Source organism: Deltaproteobacteria bacterium (assembly GCA_016933965.1).
Lineage (GTDB): Bacteria > Desulfobacterota > Syntrophia > Syntrophales > UBA2210 > JAFGTS01.
The window spans coordinates 64,769-81,577 of sequence record JAFGTS010000029.1; the positions used below are offsets into that span (position 1 = coordinate 64,769).

Below are 16,809 nucleotides of genomic sequence, written 5' to 3' on the forward strand. Positions count from 1 at the left end.
TTCCTACTCCTCGAATTTCTTGAAAACGACCACGGAGTTGACACCGCCGAAGCCGAAGGAGTTGCTCATGGCCGCCCGGATATCCCGTTTCACGGCGCGGTGGGACGCGTAATCGAGATCGCATCCCTCGTCGGGATTATCCAGGTTTATCGTGGGCGGCACGATCCCGTCACATATCGCCCTGACCGTAAAGATGCCTTCCACTCCTCCCGCTGCGCCCAGCAGGTGCCCCGTCATCGATTTCGTCGAACTGACGGTCAGTTTCGCGCTGTGCGCGCCGAACACCTTCTTTATGGCCACCGTTTCAAAGACGTCGTTGAGCGGTGTCGATGTGCCGTGTGCGTTTATGTAATCGATCTCGTCGGGGCTCATCCCCGCGTCCCTGAGAGCGAGATCCATGCAGCGGGCCGCTCCCTCGTGTCCTTCGGGCGGGGCGGCGATGTGGTAGGCGTCGCTCGTTGAACCCGTGCCGGCCACCTCCGCATAGATGCGGGCTCCCCTGTCCAGGGCGGATTGCATGTCCTCCAGGATCAGGATGCCGCACCCTTCGCTGACGATGAATCCGTCACGTTCCCGGTCGAAGGGACGGCTTGCCTTTGCCGGTTCGTCATTTCGCGTCGAAATGGCCCGCATGGCATTGAACCCTGCTATCGTAAGAGGGCAGACGGCCGCTTCCGATCCCCCGGCGATCATGGCGTCGGCGTATCCGTCGGCGATCAGATTGAAGGAGTCCGATATGGCGCTGTTGCCGGAGGCGCAGGCCGTGACGACACAGTTGATCGGTCCCTTCGCGCCGAACCTGATCGAAACATTGCCCGAAGCGAGGTTCGCCAGAACGGCCGGTATGGCAAAGGGAGATATCTTCCGCGGGCCTTCCTTGACCAGCGTCTCCTTTTCCCGCTCCATGGTGGCGAGCCCTCCGATGGCCGAGCCGATGATAACGCCGGTCCTTTCGGCGTTTCCGGCATCGATCGTAAACCGGGCGTCCTCGAGGGCCATCGCTGTTGATGCCAGGGAATAGATGATGAAATCGTCGAGCCGCCGGCATTCCTTGGCGCTGATGAATGCCGCCGGGTCGAAACGGCGCACCTCACCGGCGATCGCCGTCTTGTGCGCGCTCGCGTCGAATTTCGTGATCCGCTCTATTCCGGATTCACCGGCGCAGGCTTTTCCCCAGCTTTCCTCGACGGTATTGCCCAGTGGGTTCACCGTTCCGAGGCCTGTTACGACAACTCTCCTTCGATTGGGATTCATGCCTTACCCCAGCCTTTGCTTGATGTATTCGATGACGTCCCCGATGGTCACGATCTTGACGAGGTCCTCATCGGGGATCTCGATGCCGAACTCGTCCTCCAGGGCCATCAGAAGTTCGACGATGTCAAGGGAATCCGCCCCGAGGTCATCTATGAACGCCGCGTCAAGCCGGCATTCCTCCTCGGAGAGGTTCAACTGCTCCATGACTGCTTCCTTTACCCTCTTTTCAATGTCAACGGTCATTTACTCACTCCTCCTCATGTTCGCTCACTACTGTCGGATCTTCCGTTCTTTCTTACATGTACAGGCCGCCGTTCACGTGTATCACCTGGCCCGTTATATAGTCCGCGGCGGGTGATACGAGAAAGGCGACGGTCCCGGCGACGTCCTCGGGCGTCCCCATCCTCTTCAGGGGTATCATCTCCAGGAGTTGCGCGCGGTTCATCTCGCCGATGCCGGCGGTCATGTCCGTTTCAGTGAATCCCGGCGCCACGGCGTTGACACAGATGTTCCGGGACCCGAATTCCCGGGCGAGGGACCGGGTGAAACCGATGAGAGCGGCCTTGGTGGCCGCGTAACAGGCCTGACCAGGGTTCCCCGCCTCGGCGACGATGGAGGTCATATTGATGATTCGCCCCCACCGCTGTTTCAGCATGGAGCGGATCGCGCCGCGGGAACAGTTGAACACCCCCTTCAGGTTGGTGTCCACCACGGGGTTCCAGTCGTCCTCCTTCATCCGCAGGAAAATGCCGTCGAGGGTGATGCCGGCGTTGTTCACCAGAATATCAATGCTCCCCCGCTCTTGAACGATGTGTTCGATGGCCTTCGCAACGGCGTCGGCGTCAGCGACATCGAATCGCAGGCACTCTCCGTGACCGCCTTTCTCCTGAATGAGGGCCAGCGTTTCGCGGGCCGCCTCCTCATTCCTCACATAATTGACGTAGGTGAAGATGCCTGTTTCGGCCAGTCTGACGGCAATGGCCCTGCCGATCCCTCTCGATGCTCCCGTTACCAGGGCTGTTTTTCCTTCGATTCGGTCCATCGCACCGTAGTATGTTGTCATGTCCGGTCTGCCAGGCAGGCCGCTGTTTCGGCCAGCGACGCCGCGTCCTCGACGTGCAGGACCCTGATATCGCCCTTTATCCGCCTGATCAGGCCCGAAAGAACCTGTTTCGGTCCGATTTCAACGATGGTACTGATACCCATCGCCGCCGTCATGCGCTCTATCGTTTCCTGCCATCGGACCGGCTCATAGAGCTGTCTTGTCAGAAAATCGATCGTCCTGTCCGCTGAATGGGTCTGGGCCGGGTCGCAATTCGGGATCACCGGGACGCTGCAATCCCCTATGCCGACGGTTTCAATGTCCCTTTTCAGCCTGTCCGCCGCCCCTTTCATCAGGCTGCAATGGGAGGGGATGCTCACGGGGAGGATGACGCTTCGTCTGCCACCCGCCTCTTTCAGTTTCTCCAGGGCTGTTTCGACGGCTTTATGATGACCGGAGATAACGTTCTGGTTGGGACTGTTCATGTTGGCCAGTTCCACCACGAAGCCTTCCGCTGCCGTCTCCCGGCAGATCCGTTCGACCGTCTCCGCGTCGAGGCCCATGACGGCGGCCATCGCTCCCACCCCGGCCGGAACAGCTTCCTGCTGGTGGGTGGCCCGGGCCCGGACCAGTTTTACCGCGTCGGTGAATTCCATGGCACCCGCCGCCTGGAGGGCGCTGTACTCACCAAGACTGTGCCCCGCCATGGCGACCGGGTTCAATCCCGTTTCCCGCGCGAGGACGGCGAAGGCGGCGACGCTCATTGTGAATATGGCCACCTGGGTATTGACCGTCGCGTCCAGGGCTTCGGAAGGACCCTCAAAACAGAGACGTGCCACATCCTCGCCGAGGGCGTCACCGGCGGCTTCAAAGATGTTGCGTACCTCACCGTATGCCGCGTGCAGCTCCCGCCCCATGCCGACATACTGGGATCCCTGGCCCGGAAAAACGGCTCCCACGGAGGTCATGCGATCACTCCCTTCTCACGGCGGCGGCACGGGGTGCCTATTCCGTGGGAATCACCTCACGGCCCTTGTAGGTGCCGCAGTTCAAGCATGCCCTGTGTGGCAGCTTCGGCTCGTTGCACTGGGGGCAGATGGATGTCGCCGGTGCCTTGAGCGCGTCGTGGGACCGCCGCTTGTTCCTGCGCGTCCGTGAATGTCTGTGGGTTGGATTTGCCATATGGTGTCACCCCCTTTTCTTTTTCACCTGAAAATCTTTCAAAACGGCGAAAGGACTCGTCTCGTCCGTCCTCTCGCACGTGCATTCCTTCTCATTCAGATTGACCCCGCATCGGGGGCATATTCCCCTGCACGACTCCATGCAGAGCGGTTTTACCGGTACGTTCAGGATGATCTGTTCCGCCACCAGGTCGGACAGGTCTATCGTTTCATCCCGGTATACCCCGAAATCGAGGTCGTCGGCGGTCAGCTCTTTTTCCGCTTCCGTTTCATGCCCGTCTTCCGTGCTCTCTGCCGGGACAAGCACGTATTTGAAGCGCAACCGCTCCACATCGTCAAACCGTTTCAAACACCGGCAGCACTCGAACTCCATATCGGCCGTTATGGTCCCTTCGACGACGACGTTCTTCAGTGTTTTCACCGCGCGACAGTCAACATGTATTTCCTTGACCCGGAAATCCTGCCGGTTCTCCTCGGGAATCTTGGCATGCAGCCAGTCACCCGCTTTCGTAAACCGGATCGATGCTCCCCCGGCGGGTATTTTCGTCGTCTTGATCAGCAAGGCCTGTCCCGCTTCTGCCGGTTTTGAATAAAGGATGTGAGATAATTACAAATTCATTTCCATGTCAAGAACTTTTTATGATTCCACGGGTGAATAAGCGGAAATCGCCCTGTGTGAAGCAATTCCCATACCACAAAATCTTGTCTATGAATATTCAGTATTTACTTCCGGAGATGGGGGAACGTCCCGGTGTTTCCCGGCGGCAGAGGTGTTGCAAAAAAGACACACTCTCCGGAGGCTGCGCCGGTTCCGCGGCATACCTTGCTTCCACCGGCCTTCGGCGGGTTCGAACGACCCTGCTGCTTTTTGAGCTCAATGATCGTGTTCATGGGGAATATCACCGGACCGGTGGATATGGACGTGCGCGTGGGGAACGAGGGCTTCGCCGGGGGAAAGGGCTCCTTCCTTTAATATGTAGACCTTGTCGGCGACCTTGGCCAGGAAGTCAAGATTGTGAGATATGGTCACCCGTGAATGCTCGAGGGCAAGCAGGGCCGAAACCAGCTTTTCCTCGGCCGCTTCGTCGAGACCGTTCGTTGGTTCATCTAGGAGCAGGATCTCCGGTTCCATGGCAAGGACCCCCGCCAGGGAGACCAGCGTCTTCTCTCCGCCCGAGAGCCGGTAGGTGACGCGGTCCTCGAACGCTGAAAGCCCCAGGCTCGCGAGTGTTTCCCGGGCCTTTGCCGCCGCCTCCTCGGGGGATTTCCCCAGGTTCAGGGGCCCGAAGGCCACATCTTCAAGAACGGTGGGGCTGAAAAGCTGATCGTCGGCGTCCTGAAAGAGGAGGCCGATCCTTCTCCGCGCCTCTGCGAAATCCTTTTCCTTCTCCACCCGTTTTCCAAAAAGCTCTATTGTTCCCCCGCCGGGTTGCAGAAGCCCCATGATGAGGGAAAAGAGGGTCGTCTTGCCGCTTCCCGTGGAACCGACGATGCCGACCCGCTCGCCACGGTGAAGCCGGAAGGAGCACCGGTCGAGGACCGGCCTGCCTCCCCGGTAGGAAAAGGAAATATCCCTGAGGTCGATGATCACGGAATTCTGTTCCATTGCAGAATGACCAGTAGCAGCACGGCGGCTATCATGGCCGCGAAATACAGCATGTCCCTGCCGCCGATGGAATACCGGCAGAGGCTGTGGTACCTGCCGCTGAACCCGCGGCAGAGCATGGCCTGGTGGATGCGTTCGGCCCGGTCATAGCTGCGGGCAAGGAGCATCCCCACCAGGTAGGCGTAGCTCCGGTAGGTATGGACTGTCGTGTCCGGTCTGAATCCCCTGATCTTCATGGCGTTCGTCAGTTTCACGTATTCCCGGAAAATGACGTGGATGTACCGGTAGGTGAACACCATGAGGTTGGTCAGTTTCCCGGGAACATGCAGTTGATCGAGGGCGTACCCGATGGCGAAGACCGGCGTGGTGCCGAGGGCGGCGATGGTGATAATGAGTATGGCATTGCATTTCAGGGTGATCCGCAGGGCGTGCATGAGTCCCTCGGTGGAAAGAACGAGGGGGCCGATCGAGAACAGGGAGGTGCCGTCATAGGTAAAGGGCAGGATGATCCAGATAAAGAAGATCAGGCCGTTGGCGAAGAAAAGGCGGGCGAGGAACGGCTTGACCGGAAGCCGCGCCTGAACGGCCGGGACCAGGGAAATGACCAGGGCGGCAACGAGGGTTTCCAGCCCGTTGGAAAGGGCCACCACCACGGAAAAGGCAACGGTCCCGATTATCTTCACCCGGGGATCGATATGGTGGATCGGCGATTCCCCTGTGACAAATTCTTCACCGAGCATGGCGGTTCATTCTCCTGTCCGTATTGAACCTTCACAAAAAGTAATGGGGTCAGGTCTTGCAATATCACATTCCACTCAGAATCTGCCCCTCCCCATGTGGAATCTTATAAAAATTCTATTGTTTTCGTCGCTGATTTTACTATATAGATCCTCTCGTTGTTTCCCTTCAAGTCTGCAGGCGTTACGATGAAACCCTGTCGTTCGGAAGAGTACCCTAAGGTAAAGCCAATTATTTCTTCGCCATCAAAAAATGTAATCTTGATCTTTCTTCCTCCACCAACGACGGTATCAGTATAACTTTTCTTATGTTCTCTGTTTCCTTCAAAATCCTTTACAAAAAATACAGCCTTCAAATCTTCGATCTGCATTTCTTTTACTGCTGTTCCATCCAGTGGTTCGACATGGAATGTGCTTTTATTCGGAAAGAAATCAACTGTTTGACCTTTCAGAATAGAACCATCCTTATATCTCGCGACGATCTTGTTTTTTTTCATATCTTTCTCCAATTGAGATTGGCTTATTTATGTATTAGCTTCCATGATATGTCAACGAGGATAATACCGTTTTTCTGCTCATGATGATATCGGTCAGCCTTTAAAACACGAGTTGTTTCATTTATACATTTTCAGATAGAAATCAAGGCATAAAAAACGGGAGCCGTATTTAAAATTCAATCAATTCGGTTCGATGAGTATTTAAATAACTTCAAAAATCAGAATTTATTGTTTTCATATCGTTTTACTCCAATCCAAGACCTGAACCCATTTACTTCACTGTCGCCAAGCTTTGTGTTATCCTCGCCACATGACGGCCTGCATTCACGCTTCAATGGTCCGGCCGCTTCTCCTGAAAGCAGAGGAAAGGAGATATGGACGAATTCCTTGATGTGATAATGGTTGTTTTTCTCTATATCGTATTCATTCTCTGCATTCCTGTCGTCATGCTCGTTGCCACTCCTTTTATCCTGATCTGGCCCGGGAGGAAAGGTGCCGGTGGTGTGAGGGAAAAACGTCAGATAAAGAGAAGATATGCCAGGATCTGGAAGATCATGGAAAGTATCGGTGTGGGGTTGCCTACATCATAGATCGGAGTGAGATCGGAGTCTCCTATGCCCAAAACAGAACCCTTTGATGCCTATAGCGATAGATATGATGAGTGGTTTGAAGTGAATCGCGATGCCTATCATGCCGAAATAGAGGCGGTTCAACGAATGGTCCCCTTTCCCCGGGGCTCGGGTCTGGAGGTGGGCGTCGGTTCAGGTAAGTTCGCTGTGCCACTCGGAATAAAGATCGGTGTCGAACCGTCTGAAGCAATGGCAGTGAAAGCCGAAAAACAGGGGATCCGGGTTTTTCGAGGCGTTGCAGAGGACCTGCCGTTCCCTGATTCCAGGTTTGACTTCGTTCTGATGGTAACGACCATCTGTTTTGTCGACGACATTCTCACATCGTTTCGAGAAGCATTCCGGGTGGTAAAACAAGGCGGATGTATTGTTGTGGGATTCGTGGATAAAGAAAGCGAATTGGGGAAAAAGTACAGTGCCATGCGCGATTCGAACGTCTTTTACAGGGAGGCCACCTTCTTCTCCGCACAGGAAGTATCTCAATACCTCACGGACGCCGGCTTCAGTGATCTGACGTTCAAACAAACACTCATCCCCGGAGAAGAAGAAAAAATGGTTCAGGACGGCTTCGGGGAAGGGGCGTTTGTTGTCGTGAAAGGTGTGAAACAGGAGCAGGGGAGCCTTCGACCATGAGTAAAACAAATCAACTGGACGATCCGTTGACCGTTACCATCGGCCATGAACAGCTCATACTGCGCCGTCGTTACGAGATGGCGAGCATCCTCAATGATTTTGTGATCGCGGCCCATATCCACCTGCAGCGAATTCCCGCAAGTCAATGGGAACACTGAAAAAGGGCTTACAACAGGATGTTGTGATTCACAATTCAACAGTCTGTTGCCGGAATCACCTTTTGCCGGCCTGAAACGTTTCTAATACATCTGCAGGCAGTGGTACAGAGGCAAAGTGGTAAAGTGAAAAGTGTGAAGCATGAAGCATTCACGAATCACGGTTCCCGAATCCCGATCCCCGACCCCTTATTTTCTCACGGGATTTCTGAAGGAGCAGGGGACCATGGTGCTGCACTTTCCGCAGACGTCGGCGATACCTTCCCGTTCATAGAGGCGGGCATTTTCCTGAAGCAGTGAATGGCATCGGTGGCGGTCGAAACCTTCTTTTTCAAGGGCACCGACGGGGCACCGCTTCAGGCACTGTCCGCAGTCGATGCCGGCCCGGTCCAGGCAGTATTCGATATCGGGCCGTGCCGTCGGCGGGATCACGGCATCGGTGATGATGCTCCCGAACCTCCCGCAACATCCCTTTTCGGTTATCAGGAGGTGATGGGTCCCGAACTTTCCCAGTCCGGCTATATAGGCGACATGCTTGTGGGACCAGTCGCTCATGAGCTGTTCCTTATCGAAATTGTGGGTCGGCAATGGGCCCACGGCTTGAAAGCCATGGTGTTCCAACGCTTCTGAAAGGTGCTGGTTCAGGTCGATGATCAGCGCGTTGGTCTCAACGTAGGCGACGGCCCATTCCTTTGACGCGTGATAGCCCTTTCTGTTCGAGCGCACCGTATGTTCCTCGAAGGGAATAAAATAGGAGACGACGGTTCCGGCATTATCCAGCAATTCACGGGGGGTTGCATGGGTCGGCCGGACGACCGTTCTGAGATGCTCGAAAAGGGGGTCACCGGCGTCGGCGAAACCCGTCAGCGGTTTTCCCCAGGTGGTCCGCGTTCCCCGTCCGGAAGGTCGTGACGCCGTGAAACGCTCTATTTCTTTACGTATGATATCCTGCATGACGGAGCCGCTTTCGGTTGGTGCCTGCACGGTGTGCTTCCATGAGTGTACGCATTGATGAAAGGGTTTACAAACGCAGGGTGGATCGCTGTTTTTTCTGCGCCCTTCCCATCCCGAATCCCAGGAGAAGTCCGAAGAGAAGGACCAGGGCTCCCGAAAGGAACCACATGTTCCGTTTCGCGGCCACAAGGAGCATGTGTTCATGCTGCGTCTTCTTCAATTGCGCCGTTGTACGGTCCAGTTCTTTCTGAAGCGCGTCGTGGGTTTTTTTCAATGCAAGATAGGTTGATGACCCGGCGAGCAGTTCCTGGTGTTCCGCTTTCAGGCGATCGAGCTCTTCCCCGGCCTTTTTGAGATCAAGTTCCAGGCGGCCGCTCTTTGAGAGGGCCTCCCGCAGCTCCGCTTCCAGGCGGTTCAGCTTTATCTTCAGTTCCTCCGCCTCGGACAGGGCCGCCCGGGCACGGGTCTCCCAGGGCTCGCGCCGGATCAGATACCGGCTCAGGACCCAGCCTTCCCGGACGATGCTTTTCTTTGATTGCCGCACCAGGCTCCAGCCCTCCCGCGATTCCAGGACCTCCACGGCGTCACCGGACGAGAGCATCGCCACGATCTTGTGCTCGGTGCTTGGTCCCGTGCGCATCGTGACCTCGAAGGAGTCTGTGATGTAGGCTGTGTCGGCACGGACCGGCCCGTCGAATGCCGCGAGGCAGAGGACGAGAGCGATCATAAGGGTCGATTTTTTCATTCTCTTTCTCTTTCCCGCATCCCTGTGGATTTCCTGTCGAACGCAATCGAGAAAACCACTTTTCTGGGAGAAAGTCAATATCTGAGTGCCTAAGTGCCTAAGTGCCTAGTACACCTCCCCCTTTTGAAAAAGGGGGATTGAGGGGGATTTTTGAGAGAGTGACAAAGGGGCAGAGCGACAAAGCGACAAAGTGCTCAATACATGTAACGTGAGAGAACTGTAGTTGCCCGATTCATCGGGCGCTTTTTGAAACCGCCGATAAATCGGCACACTACAAAGACAGACCAAACAACATACCTGTCGAATAATCCCTGAATCTCGTTTCCCGGTCCACGTCTCCAGAATCCTGATCCCCGAATCCCGCACTCAGGCACCTAGGCACTTGCCCTATCAATGTGTATAATCCTTGAGCACCTTGGAGGGGTCGGACCGGATGTTGTCCAGTTTTGATTTGAATTCTTCAGTGGGTTCTATGCCGGCCTTCTTGAGCATCCGCTCCGCGTCGAGGCCGATGTTGCGGGTATCCTTGTAAAAGGCATCGTTTTTCGAGGCCCCCGGTTTGTATGAACGCAGCCGGTCAGCCTGGGACGCATGATAGTTCACAGCCGATATGATCCGTTTCGGGCCCTTCGCCCCGCATGATTCGCAGGCCAGACCCTTGGGATCATCGAATCCCCGTACGATAACGCTCATGATGTGCCCGCATTTGCGGCATTGGTACTCGTAAATAGGCATGGGCGGTATATAACAATTCCGTCACCTGATTTCAAATGAAAATAAACGGCCCCCCCACCGTCGCGAAGAGAAAACCTGTTGAAAGGGCGGCAAAATCCTGCTATTGCCACAATGTTTGTCTTTGTTCCTGATAATCATCCAAAGGAGGGAAGCCGATGGAATATACCACTATTGAGTTCAAAAAAGAGGGGCCGATCGGGATCATAACGCTGAACCGTCCTGAATGTTTGAATGCCATCAATTTCACCATGCGTGACGAATTCCGTCATGTCCTGAAGGCCCGGTTCGACGACCTCGATACACGGGTGCTCATCATAACCGGTGCGGGGAAAGGGTTCAGCGCCGGACTCGATATCAGGGACCCGGAGATCATGAACCCAACGGGATATACACCCAAGTCAGCATACGAAAATCAGCGTCTCTATTCCGATTTCATACTTTTCATGAGACAGATCCCGCAGCCCATCGTGGGTGCCATCAACGGTGTGGCTGTGGGCGCCGGGTTTTCCATCGCTATGGCTTGCGACATGCGGCTGGCGGCGCCGAAGGCCAGGTTCCAGGGGGCTTATATCAATCTGGGGTTCGGCGGCGCCGACATGGGTTCGTCGTGGTTGCTGCCGCGGGCCATCGGCATCGGCAACGCGGCGAGATATCTCCTGACGGGAGATTTTATGAGCGCCGATGAGGCCTATCGCACCGGGTTCGTGCAGGCCGTCGTCGAACCGGAGAAACTGATGGACGAAGCAATGGCGCTGGCGCAGAACATGGCGGGAAAATCCCCCCTCGGCCTGCGGCTCACGAAGGAGGCCCTGGACCGGAACACGGGCGGCATGAGCCTTGAAGACGCCATCCGCCTGGAAGACCGCAACCAGGCCCTGACGATCGCTCAGCTTATATCGGGAAACAAATAGAACCCACCCACGGGGTTTCATAAAGATACAAAGAAGGAGGAACGTTCCATGGCGCAGACCTTTATCAGTATGAGGAACCTGAAATTCATGCTTTATGAAATGTTCGATGTTGAGTCCCTCATTCAATATCCATTCTTCGCGGATCACAGCCGTGAAGTTTTCGACATGGTCCTCGAAACGGGAATGCGGATGGGCAGGGACATCCTGTATCCCGTGTTTTCCGACATGGACAAGGAACAGCCGGAGTACACGGGGACGACGGTGCGGGTGCATCCTGTCGTGGAAACGGTCATGAAGGCCTGCGGCGATGGGGGCTGGATCGGTGCCCATACGTCCTACGAACTGGGCGGCCAGCAGATACCGAACAGCATCATGACAGCCTTCCGGGGTATTTTCTCGGCGGCGAACTATTCCGCCTGCGTCTATCCCTTTCTTACCGCCGGTGCGGCCCACCTGATCACGTCCTTCGGTTCGCAGGAGCTCATCGATACCTATGTTCCGAACATGTTTGCCGGGCGGTGGCAGGGGACCATGGCGCTGACTGAACCCCAGGCCGGTTCATCGCTGACCGACGTCAGCACCACGGCCTATCCCACCGATCAGGGATATTACAAACTGAAGGGACAGAAGATCTTCATATCCTGTGCCGATTATGACTGCGTCGAGAACGTGGTGAACCTCATGCTCGCTAAGATCGAAGGCGCCCCCCTGGGGATCAAAGGGATCTCCCTTTTCGTGGTACCCAAGAAGCGCCTGAACGAGGAAGGCGGGCTTGAGGACAATGACATTACCTGCACCGGCATTTACCACAAGCTCGGTTACCGCGGCGCGCCCATCACGCAGCTCAGTCTCGGAGAGAACGACGACTGTCGCGGCTTGCTCGTGGGAGAGCCTCACAAGGGGATCCGGTACATGTTCCAGATGATGAACGAAGCCAGGATCGATGTCGGCATGGGAGCGGCCGCCATTGCCTCGGCGGCCTACTATGCCGCCCTTGAATACACGAAGGAACGTCCCCAGGGGAGAAAGATCACCTCGAAAGACCCTGCCGAACCGCAGGTTCCCATCGTGGAGCACGCCGACGTGAAGCGCATGCTCCTTTTTCAGAAGGCGATCGTTGAAGGGGCCTTTTCATTGATATTCCAGTGCGCCCGGTATACCGACCTGCTCACGGTCCTTGACGACGGTGAGGAAAAGCAGCGATGTGAGCTGCTGCTTGAGATCCTGACACCCATCGCCAAGACCTATCCCTCCGAGATGGGCATCCTGTCCTGCAGCCAGGGGCTTCAGTGCCTGGGCGGCTACGGATACTGCGATGAATTTCCCCTGGAGCAATATTACCGGGACGTGCGGATCCATCCGATCCATGAGGGAACAACGGGTATTCAGGGAATGGACCTGCTGGGCAGAAAAGTAGTGATGAAGAATGGCCGGGCCTTCATGTTCTATCTGGAAGAAGTTCAAAAAACGATAGCCCAGGCCAGGGAAAAAGATCAGCTTGCGCCATACGCCGACCGGCTTGCCGAGGCACTGGAAAAACTGAAGGAGATCACGCAGGTACTGACGACCCTTGCAATCGGCGGCGAGATAGAACTGTTCCTGGCCGATGCGACCCTGTATCTCGAGTTCTTCGGCATTATCGCCATCGCCTGGCAGTGGCTCCTGCAGGCCGTCACAGTCCACAACGCGCTGAAAAGTTCTCCCATTGAAGCGGATATCGATTTTTACCACGGCAAACTTTTCGCCTTCCGGTATTTCTTCGAGTATGAACTGCCCAAGATCGACGGCCTCGCCCGGCGGCTGAAGAACAGCGGCGACGGCCTGACGGTGCAGATGAAGCCGGAGTATTTTTTGTGAGTATCTGAGTGCCTGAGTGTCTGCGTGCGTGACAAAACCCGCCTCCCCGCTGGAAAAGGGGGATTGAGGGGGATTTTGAGAGAGTGACAAAGGGGCAGAGCGACAAAGCGACAGAGTGCTGGATACACATGTAACGTGAGAGAACTGTAGTTGCCCGATTCATCGGGCGCTTTTTAAAAACGCCGATAAATCGGCACACTACAAAGACAGACCCAACAACAGACCTGTCGAATAATCCCCGAATCCCGATTCCCGGATTTGCTCGGGCACCATTTCCTTCTCCCGGTGTTTCCCCTCCCGGTTGCTAATTCCTTCCAAATTATTTACAATCCACCAATATGCGAATGATAAAGGAGGATCAATGATCCAGAGGATCACATTGGGGAAAACCGGCCTCGATATAAACCGCTTCGGATTCGGAGGTATTCCGATCCAGCGTGTCGATGAGAGGCAGGCGGTTGAAACGGTGGCCCACGCGATCAGAAAGGGAGTTGATTTCATTGACACCTCGCGCGCTTACACGACGAGCGAGCGACGCATCGGTATTGCACTGGCGGAAACGGGAAAAGACGTCGTCCTGGCGACGAAATCCATGGAAAAGTCGGCCGACGGGATCCGGCGGGACATTGAAAAAAGTCTTCAGGAACTGCGAAGGAACGAGATAGATCTCTACCAGTGCCATTTCGTCAGGGACACTGAAGCCTATCGCCAGGTCACGGGAAAGGGCGGGGCGCTGGAAGGGCTCCTGAAGGCCCGTGAAGAGGGCATGATCGGGCATATCGGTATCACCAGTCACAGTCTTGACCTCCTGGAGCGGGTTATTGATGATGGCCTCTTTGAGACGATCATGGTCTGTTACAGTTTTCTCGAGCCAAAAGCGGAGGAATCCGTGATCCCCCGGGCGCTGGCGAAGAACATGGGTGTTATCGCCATGAAATCCTTTTCCGGCGGAGCCATTGAAAACCCGCGGCTTGCAATCTGTTACGCCCTGGCCATTCCCGGGACCGCCATCATTCCCGGTGTCGAAAGCATTGAATTGTTCGATGCGAACTGGAACGTCTATCTCGGCGACCTGACCCTCGATGATGCCGACCAGCGGGACATCGAGGCCTTCAGAAATGAATACGGAAAACAGTTCTGCCGGCGTTGTGACTACTGCCAGCCCTGCCCCGAAGGGATTGCCATCCAGTTTGTCCTTGGTGTCCGTTCCATGGTCAAACGGATGGGAACATCCATTCTTGAGACCGGCTGGCAGAAGGCAGTTCTCGAACAGGCAGAAAACTGCACGGAATGCGGCGAATGCATGGAGCGATGCCCCTATGAGCTGCCCATCCCGGAACTGATCAAGAGTAATCTCGAATGGGCGAGGAAGGTCACGAGGGGGAATCCATGATTCGTTATTCGTTTTCCAAAACCCGAATCCCCACTCAGAATCTGATATATCCACCGTCGATGGTGACGGTGTCTCCCGTGTGGTAGGCGCTGGCATCGCTGGCGAAATATACGGCGATGGCGCCGAAGTCTTCGGGGACGCCCCACCGGCGCTGGGGGATGCGTTTCAGGACCGCCTTCTGTATGATCTCCAGGTCGAGGATGTCCTTTGTCATTCCCGTTTCTATCCACCCCGGGATGATGCAGTTGGCGCGTATTCCGTATCTGGCGTATTCGACGGCGATGGAACGGACCATGGCCAGGAGGCCCGCTTTCGTCGCCGCATAATGTTCACCCCGCGGCTGTCCCGAGACGGAGGCGAGGCTGCTGGTCGCGACCAGTGAGCCCCTGATCTCCCGGTCGATCATGTGATTGATCGCCGACCTGAAGGTAAAGAACGCCCCCTCCAGATTGATGCCGACGATCTCCCGCCACTCGGCGGCCGTCGTTGTGTGAAAGGGGGTCCCCCTCTGGCCGACGCCCGCGTTGGCAAAACAGGAATCTACCTTTCCCAGTGTTACGACGGTCCGGGCGAAACATTCCTCAACCCGCCCTTCATCGGACACGTCGCAGGTCAGGGCCAGGACCCGGCGACCGTGCCTGCGGAGTTCTTCCTCCGCTTCCCGGTTCTTTTCCTCAGAACGACCCCAGATGCAGACATCGGCTCCGGCCGCCGCCAGGGCATGGGCCATGCCGAGCCCGATCCCGCTGTTTCCCCCGGTGATCAACGCTACTTTTCCCGTAAGATCGAACATGTAAGAGTCCTTCCTTTCTTTGATCGCTGGTATGAAATTCCTGTCCCGGTTCACGTCACCTCTCTGAACCGGGGAAAAACAAAGTAAAAACCTGCCACGAAAAGGCACAGGAATACACCGCCGATGGCCAGGGAATCAGCGGTTCCAATGCTTTCCGCGAGTGCCCCGAAGGGAACGGCGCTCAGGGGCATGATGCCGAAGGTCATCATCGCCATGCTGACGATACGACCCCGCATTTCAGCGGAGGAATAGAACTGCATGAGCGTCATGTTGAGGGACATGAACACGGCGCTCAGAAAACCGATCAGGAAGAGGGCGGGAAGGGCCGTCGCATAGGTCGTGCAGAAGGCCAGCAGGACAAGTGAGATGCCCCAGGTGAAACCGTTGGCGACCAGAAACAGCCCCCGCCGCTTCAGGTGATTGAAAGAGGCAAGGATCAACGCACCCGCGAGAGAGCCGATGCCGACAAAGGTCATCAGGACCCCCAGGCCGTCGGACTGGATGTTCATGATTTCCCTTCCCCAGGCGGGGAGCAGTGCCAGATAGGGGAACCCGAAAAGGGCGGGGACAAAGGCCATGATGACCAGGGCCAGGATGGTGGGATTCTTCGCTGCGTAACGGAAGCCCTCGCGGATATCGGCGGCCATGCCCTTTCTCGGCCCCCGTGCCGCAGGTATCCTTCCCGTTCTGATGACGGCCGTACAGAGAACGGCGAAGGCATAGAGGACGGCGATCAGGTAGAAAACGCCGGCGGTCTCGATGAATATGATGAGGATCCCCGCCAGGACGGGTCCGATGATCCGTGTCAGGTTCATGCCGGCGCTGCTGAGAGAGATGGCGTTCATGAGGGACTCGTCGGGAACGATCTCCGAGATCAGGGATTGACGGCTGGGCATGTTCAGGGCGGCCATGGTGCCATTGCAGAACCCGAGGACCATGAGATGCCAGAAACGGACGATTCCCGTCATGTCCAGGACGGCCAGGAGCAGGGTCAGGAAGGCGTTCCCGGCCTGGGTCAGCATGATCATCCGCCGCCGGGATATCCGGTCCGCCAGAGCGCCGCCGATCACCGAGGCGAAGGTGAGCGGCAGTGCGAAGGACATCATGACCAGCGAGAGCGCGAGAGGTGAATCATCGGTGAGCCGGAGAATGAGCCATCCCCGGGTGATCTGCTGCATGCCGATGGCCATGAATGAGAAGAACGTCCCCAGCCAGAGCCACCGGTAGTCCCGGAAATGGAATGACTGCAATGCCTGGGAAATCCCTCCCCGAAAGGACCGGGCGGTTTTCGTCGCCTGCGGCGTATGTATGTTTTCTCTTGTCGGATCGGATTCCGGATCCATTCTCCACCGCGCCTTGTGCGATCCCGAGGATTTCAGGATGAGTTTTCGCCGATGGTCCTGTGTTGTACCTTATTTTGAAGGCCGGGGGAAATAAAAAACCCTAAGTGCCTAAGTGCCCTATATGCCTCCCCCTTTGAAAAAGGGGGATTGAGGGGGATTTTGAGAGAGCGACAAAGGGGTAGAGCGACAAAGCGACACAGTGAAAAGCGAGAAGCATTCACGGATAACGAATCACAATTTTCGGTTCCTGGATCCCGCATTCAGGCACTTAGGAACTCAGGTACTCAGGCACTGTTTCTCCTAATCCCCGAATATGGTTGAAACATGCCGCGGTTTCTGCAAGAATC

General features: G+C 56.1%; 21 protein-coding genes. 6 read left to right on the forward strand and 15 right to left on the reverse strand.

Features of this window, described 5'->3' with window-relative positions; genetic code table 11:
• Positions 1-3 precede the first annotated feature (3 nt).
• The 10 genes from fabF to JXO48_07070 form a co-directional block, all read right to left on the reverse strand.
• Positions 4-1,254, reverse strand: coding sequence for a beta-ketoacyl-ACP synthase II (fabF, locus tag JXO48_07025; protein MBN2283626.1), 1,251 nt, complete (start codon positions 1,252-1,254; stop codon positions 4-6).
• 3 nt (positions 1,255-1,257) lie between these two features.
• A complete protein-coding gene (acpP, locus tag JXO48_07030) occupies positions 1,258-1,497 on the reverse strand; it encodes an acyl carrier protein (protein ID MBN2283627.1) in 240 nt (79 codons plus the stop codon).
• Positions 1,498-1,549: 52 nt separating this feature from the next.
• Positions 1,550-2,296: a 3-oxoacyl-[acyl-carrier-protein] reductase gene (gene fabG, locus JXO48_07035; protein MBN2283628.1), complete on the reverse strand. Its 747-nt coding sequence runs from the start codon at positions 2,294-2,296 to the stop codon at positions 1,550-1,552.
• Positions 2,297-2,313: 17 nt separating this feature from the next.
• A complete protein-coding gene (fabD, locus tag JXO48_07040) occupies positions 2,314-3,264 on the reverse strand; it encodes an ACP S-malonyltransferase (GenBank protein MBN2283629.1) in 951 nt (316 codons plus the stop codon).
• A 37-nt stretch (positions 3,265-3,301) separates the two neighbouring features.
• Positions 3,302-3,478 (reverse strand): 50S ribosomal protein L32, encoded by a 177-nt coding sequence (gene rpmF, locus JXO48_07045; GenBank protein ID MBN2283630.1) that lies wholly within the window; start codon positions 3,476-3,478, stop codon positions 3,302-3,304.
• Positions 3,479-3,484: 6 nt separating this feature from the next.
• Positions 3,485-4,039 (reverse strand): DUF177 domain-containing protein, encoded by a 555-nt coding sequence (locus tag JXO48_07050; protein ID MBN2283631.1) that lies wholly within the window; start codon positions 4,037-4,039, stop codon positions 3,485-3,487.
• Between the two features lie 161 nt (positions 4,040-4,200).
• On the reverse strand, positions 4,201-4,368 hold the full coding sequence (locus tag JXO48_07055) for a hypothetical protein (protein MBN2283632.1): 168 nt from the start codon (positions 4,366-4,368) through the stop codon (positions 4,201-4,203).
• Positions 4,352-5,083 (reverse strand): ABC transporter ATP-binding protein, encoded by a 732-nt coding sequence (locus JXO48_07060; protein MBN2283633.1) that lies wholly within the window; start codon positions 5,081-5,083, stop codon positions 4,352-4,354. The genes JXO48_07055 and JXO48_07060 overlap by 17 nt, the downstream gene beginning before the upstream one ends.
• A complete protein-coding gene (cbiQ, locus tag JXO48_07065) occupies positions 5,065-5,823 on the reverse strand; it encodes a cobalt ECF transporter T component CbiQ (GenBank protein MBN2283634.1) in 759 nt (252 codons plus the stop codon). Before cbiQ ends, JXO48_07060 begins: the two co-directional genes overlap by 19 nt.
• Before the next feature lie 104 nt (positions 5,824-5,927).
• Entirely contained in the window at positions 5,928-6,317 is a 390-nt protein-coding gene (locus tag JXO48_07070) for a hypothetical protein (GenBank protein MBN2283635.1), read from the reverse strand.
• Between the two features lie 374 nt (positions 6,318-6,691).
• On the opposite strand from JXO48_07070, the gene JXO48_07075 reads away from it, so the two are divergent.
• Genes JXO48_07075 through JXO48_07085 form a run of 3 tightly spaced genes read left to right on the forward strand, consistent with a single transcriptional unit; the run spans position 6,692 to position 7,734 of the window.
• Positions 6,692-6,907 carry a hypothetical protein gene (locus JXO48_07075; protein ID MBN2283636.1) on the forward strand — a complete coding sequence of 72 codons (216 nt, stop codon included), beginning with the start codon at positions 6,692-6,694 and terminating at the stop codon, positions 6,905-6,907.
• Between the two features lie 24 nt (positions 6,908-6,931).
• Positions 6,932-7,576, forward strand: coding sequence for a class I SAM-dependent methyltransferase (locus JXO48_07080; protein ID MBN2283637.1), 645 nt, complete (start codon positions 6,932-6,934; stop codon positions 7,574-7,576).
• Positions 7,573-7,734: a hypothetical protein gene (locus JXO48_07085; protein MBN2283638.1), complete on the forward strand. Its 162-nt coding sequence runs from the start codon at positions 7,573-7,575 to the stop codon at positions 7,732-7,734. Before JXO48_07080 ends, JXO48_07085 begins: the two co-directional genes overlap by 4 nt.
• A gap of 186 nt (positions 7,735-7,920) precedes the next feature.
• Here JXO48_07085 and JXO48_07090 read toward each other — a convergent pair whose 3' ends face one another.
• The 3 genes from JXO48_07090 to JXO48_07100 all read right to left on the reverse strand — a co-directional run bounded on the left by JXO48_07090 (position 7,921) and on the right by JXO48_07100 (position 10,165).
• Positions 7,921-8,715: an epoxyqueuosine reductase gene (locus tag JXO48_07090; protein ID MBN2283639.1), complete on the reverse strand. Its 795-nt coding sequence runs from the start codon at positions 8,713-8,715 to the stop codon at positions 7,921-7,923.
• A 37-nt stretch (positions 8,716-8,752) separates the two neighbouring features.
• Complete coding sequence (locus JXO48_07095) at positions 8,753-9,430, reverse strand: TIGR04211 family SH3 domain-containing protein (protein MBN2283640.1); 678 nt, start codon at positions 9,428-9,430, stop codon at positions 8,753-8,755.
• Positions 9,431-9,820: 390 nt separating this feature from the next.
• Positions 9,821-10,165 carry a hypothetical protein gene (locus JXO48_07100; protein ID MBN2283641.1) on the reverse strand — a complete coding sequence of 115 codons (345 nt, stop codon included), beginning with the start codon at positions 10,163-10,165 and terminating at the stop codon, positions 9,821-9,823.
• Between the two features lie 155 nt (positions 10,166-10,320).
• Between JXO48_07100 and JXO48_07105 the strand changes: the two genes are divergently transcribed.
• The 3 genes from JXO48_07105 to JXO48_07115 all read left to right on the forward strand — a co-directional run bounded on the left by JXO48_07105 (position 10,321) and on the right by JXO48_07115 (position 14,326).
• Entirely contained in the window at positions 10,321-11,076 is a 756-nt protein-coding gene (locus JXO48_07105; protein MBN2283642.1) for an enoyl-CoA hydratase/isomerase family protein, read from the forward strand.
• A 48-nt stretch (positions 11,077-11,124) separates the two neighbouring features.
• Positions 11,125-12,933 carry an acyl-CoA dehydrogenase gene (locus JXO48_07110; GenBank protein ID MBN2283643.1) on the forward strand — a complete coding sequence of 603 codons (1,809 nt, stop codon included), beginning with the start codon at positions 11,125-11,127 and terminating at the stop codon, positions 12,931-12,933.
• Positions 12,934-13,294: 361 nt separating this feature from the next.
• Complete coding sequence (locus JXO48_07115; protein MBN2283644.1) at positions 13,295-14,326, forward strand: aldo/keto reductase; 1,032 nt, start codon at positions 13,295-13,297, stop codon at positions 14,324-14,326.
• A gap of 34 nt (positions 14,327-14,360) precedes the next feature.
• On the opposite strand, the gene JXO48_07120 is transcribed toward JXO48_07115, so the two are convergent.
• On the reverse strand, positions 14,361-15,119 hold the full coding sequence (locus JXO48_07120; protein ID MBN2283645.1) for an SDR family oxidoreductase: 759 nt from the start codon (positions 15,117-15,119) through the stop codon (positions 14,361-14,363).
• Positions 15,120-15,169: 50 nt separating this feature from the next.
• Positions 15,170-16,462: an MFS transporter gene (locus JXO48_07125; protein MBN2283646.1), complete on the reverse strand. Its 1,293-nt coding sequence runs from the start codon at positions 16,460-16,462 to the stop codon at positions 15,170-15,172.
• Positions 16,463-16,809 lie beyond the last annotated feature (347 nt).

Excerpts from the sequence above, each read along its gene's own strand:
- fabF (MBN2283626.1), bottom strand. The coding sequence starts at position 1,254 with ATGAATCCCAATCGAAGGAGAGTTGTCGTAACAGGCCTCGGAACGGTG.
- acpP (MBN2283627.1), bottom strand. The coding sequence starts at position 1,497 with ATGACCGTTGACATTGAAAAGAGGGTAAAGGAAGCAGTCATGGAGCAG.
- fabG (MBN2283628.1), bottom strand. The coding sequence starts at position 2,296 with ATGGACCGAATCGAAGGAAAAACAGCCCTGGTAACGGGAGCATCGAGA.
- fabD (MBN2283629.1), bottom strand. The coding sequence starts at position 3,264 with ATGACCTCCGTGGGAGCCGTTTTTCCGGGCCAGGGATCCCAGTATGTC.
- rpmF (MBN2283630.1), bottom strand. The coding sequence starts at position 3,478 with ATGGCAAATCCAACCCACAGACATTCACGGACGCGCAGGAACAAGCGG.
- JXO48_07055 (MBN2283632.1), bottom strand. The coding sequence starts at position 4,368 with ATGAACACGATCATTGAGCTCAAAAAGCAGCAGGGTCGTTCGAACCCG.
- JXO48_07060 (MBN2283633.1), bottom strand. The coding sequence starts at position 5,083 with ATGGAACAGAATTCCGTGATCATCGACCTCAGGGATATTTCCTTTTCC.
- cbiQ (MBN2283634.1), bottom strand. The coding sequence starts at position 5,823 with ATGCTCGGTGAAGAATTTGTCACAGGGGAATCGCCGATCCACCATATC.
- JXO48_07070 (MBN2283635.1), bottom strand. The coding sequence starts at position 6,317 with ATGAAAAAAAACAAGATCGTCGCGAGATATAAGGATGGTTCTATTCTG.
- JXO48_07075 (MBN2283636.1), top strand. The coding sequence starts at position 6,692 with ATGGACGAATTCCTTGATGTGATAATGGTTGTTTTTCTCTATATCGTA.
- JXO48_07080 (MBN2283637.1), top strand. The coding sequence starts at position 6,932 with ATGCCCAAAACAGAACCCTTTGATGCCTATAGCGATAGATATGATGAG.
- JXO48_07085 (MBN2283638.1), top strand. The coding sequence starts at position 7,573 with ATGAGTAAAACAAATCAACTGGACGATCCGTTGACCGTTACCATCGGC.
- JXO48_07095 (MBN2283640.1), bottom strand. The coding sequence starts at position 9,430 with ATGAAAAAATCGACCCTTATGATCGCTCTCGTCCTCTGCCTCGCGGCA.
- JXO48_07100 (MBN2283641.1), bottom strand. The coding sequence starts at position 10,165 with ATGCCTATTTACGAGTACCAATGCCGCAAATGCGGGCACATCATGAGC.
- JXO48_07105 (MBN2283642.1), top strand. The coding sequence starts at position 10,321 with ATGGAATATACCACTATTGAGTTCAAAAAAGAGGGGCCGATCGGGATC.
- JXO48_07110 (MBN2283643.1), top strand. The coding sequence starts at position 11,125 with ATGGCGCAGACCTTTATCAGTATGAGGAACCTGAAATTCATGCTTTAT.
- JXO48_07115 (MBN2283644.1), top strand. The coding sequence starts at position 13,295 with ATGATCCAGAGGATCACATTGGGGAAAACCGGCCTCGATATAAACCGC.
- JXO48_07120 (MBN2283645.1), bottom strand. The coding sequence starts at position 15,119 with ATGTTCGATCTTACGGGAAAAGTAGCGTTGATCACCGGGGGAAACAGC.
- JXO48_07125 (MBN2283646.1), bottom strand. The coding sequence starts at position 16,462 with ATGGATCCGGAATCCGATCCGACAAGAGAAAACATACATACGCCGCAG.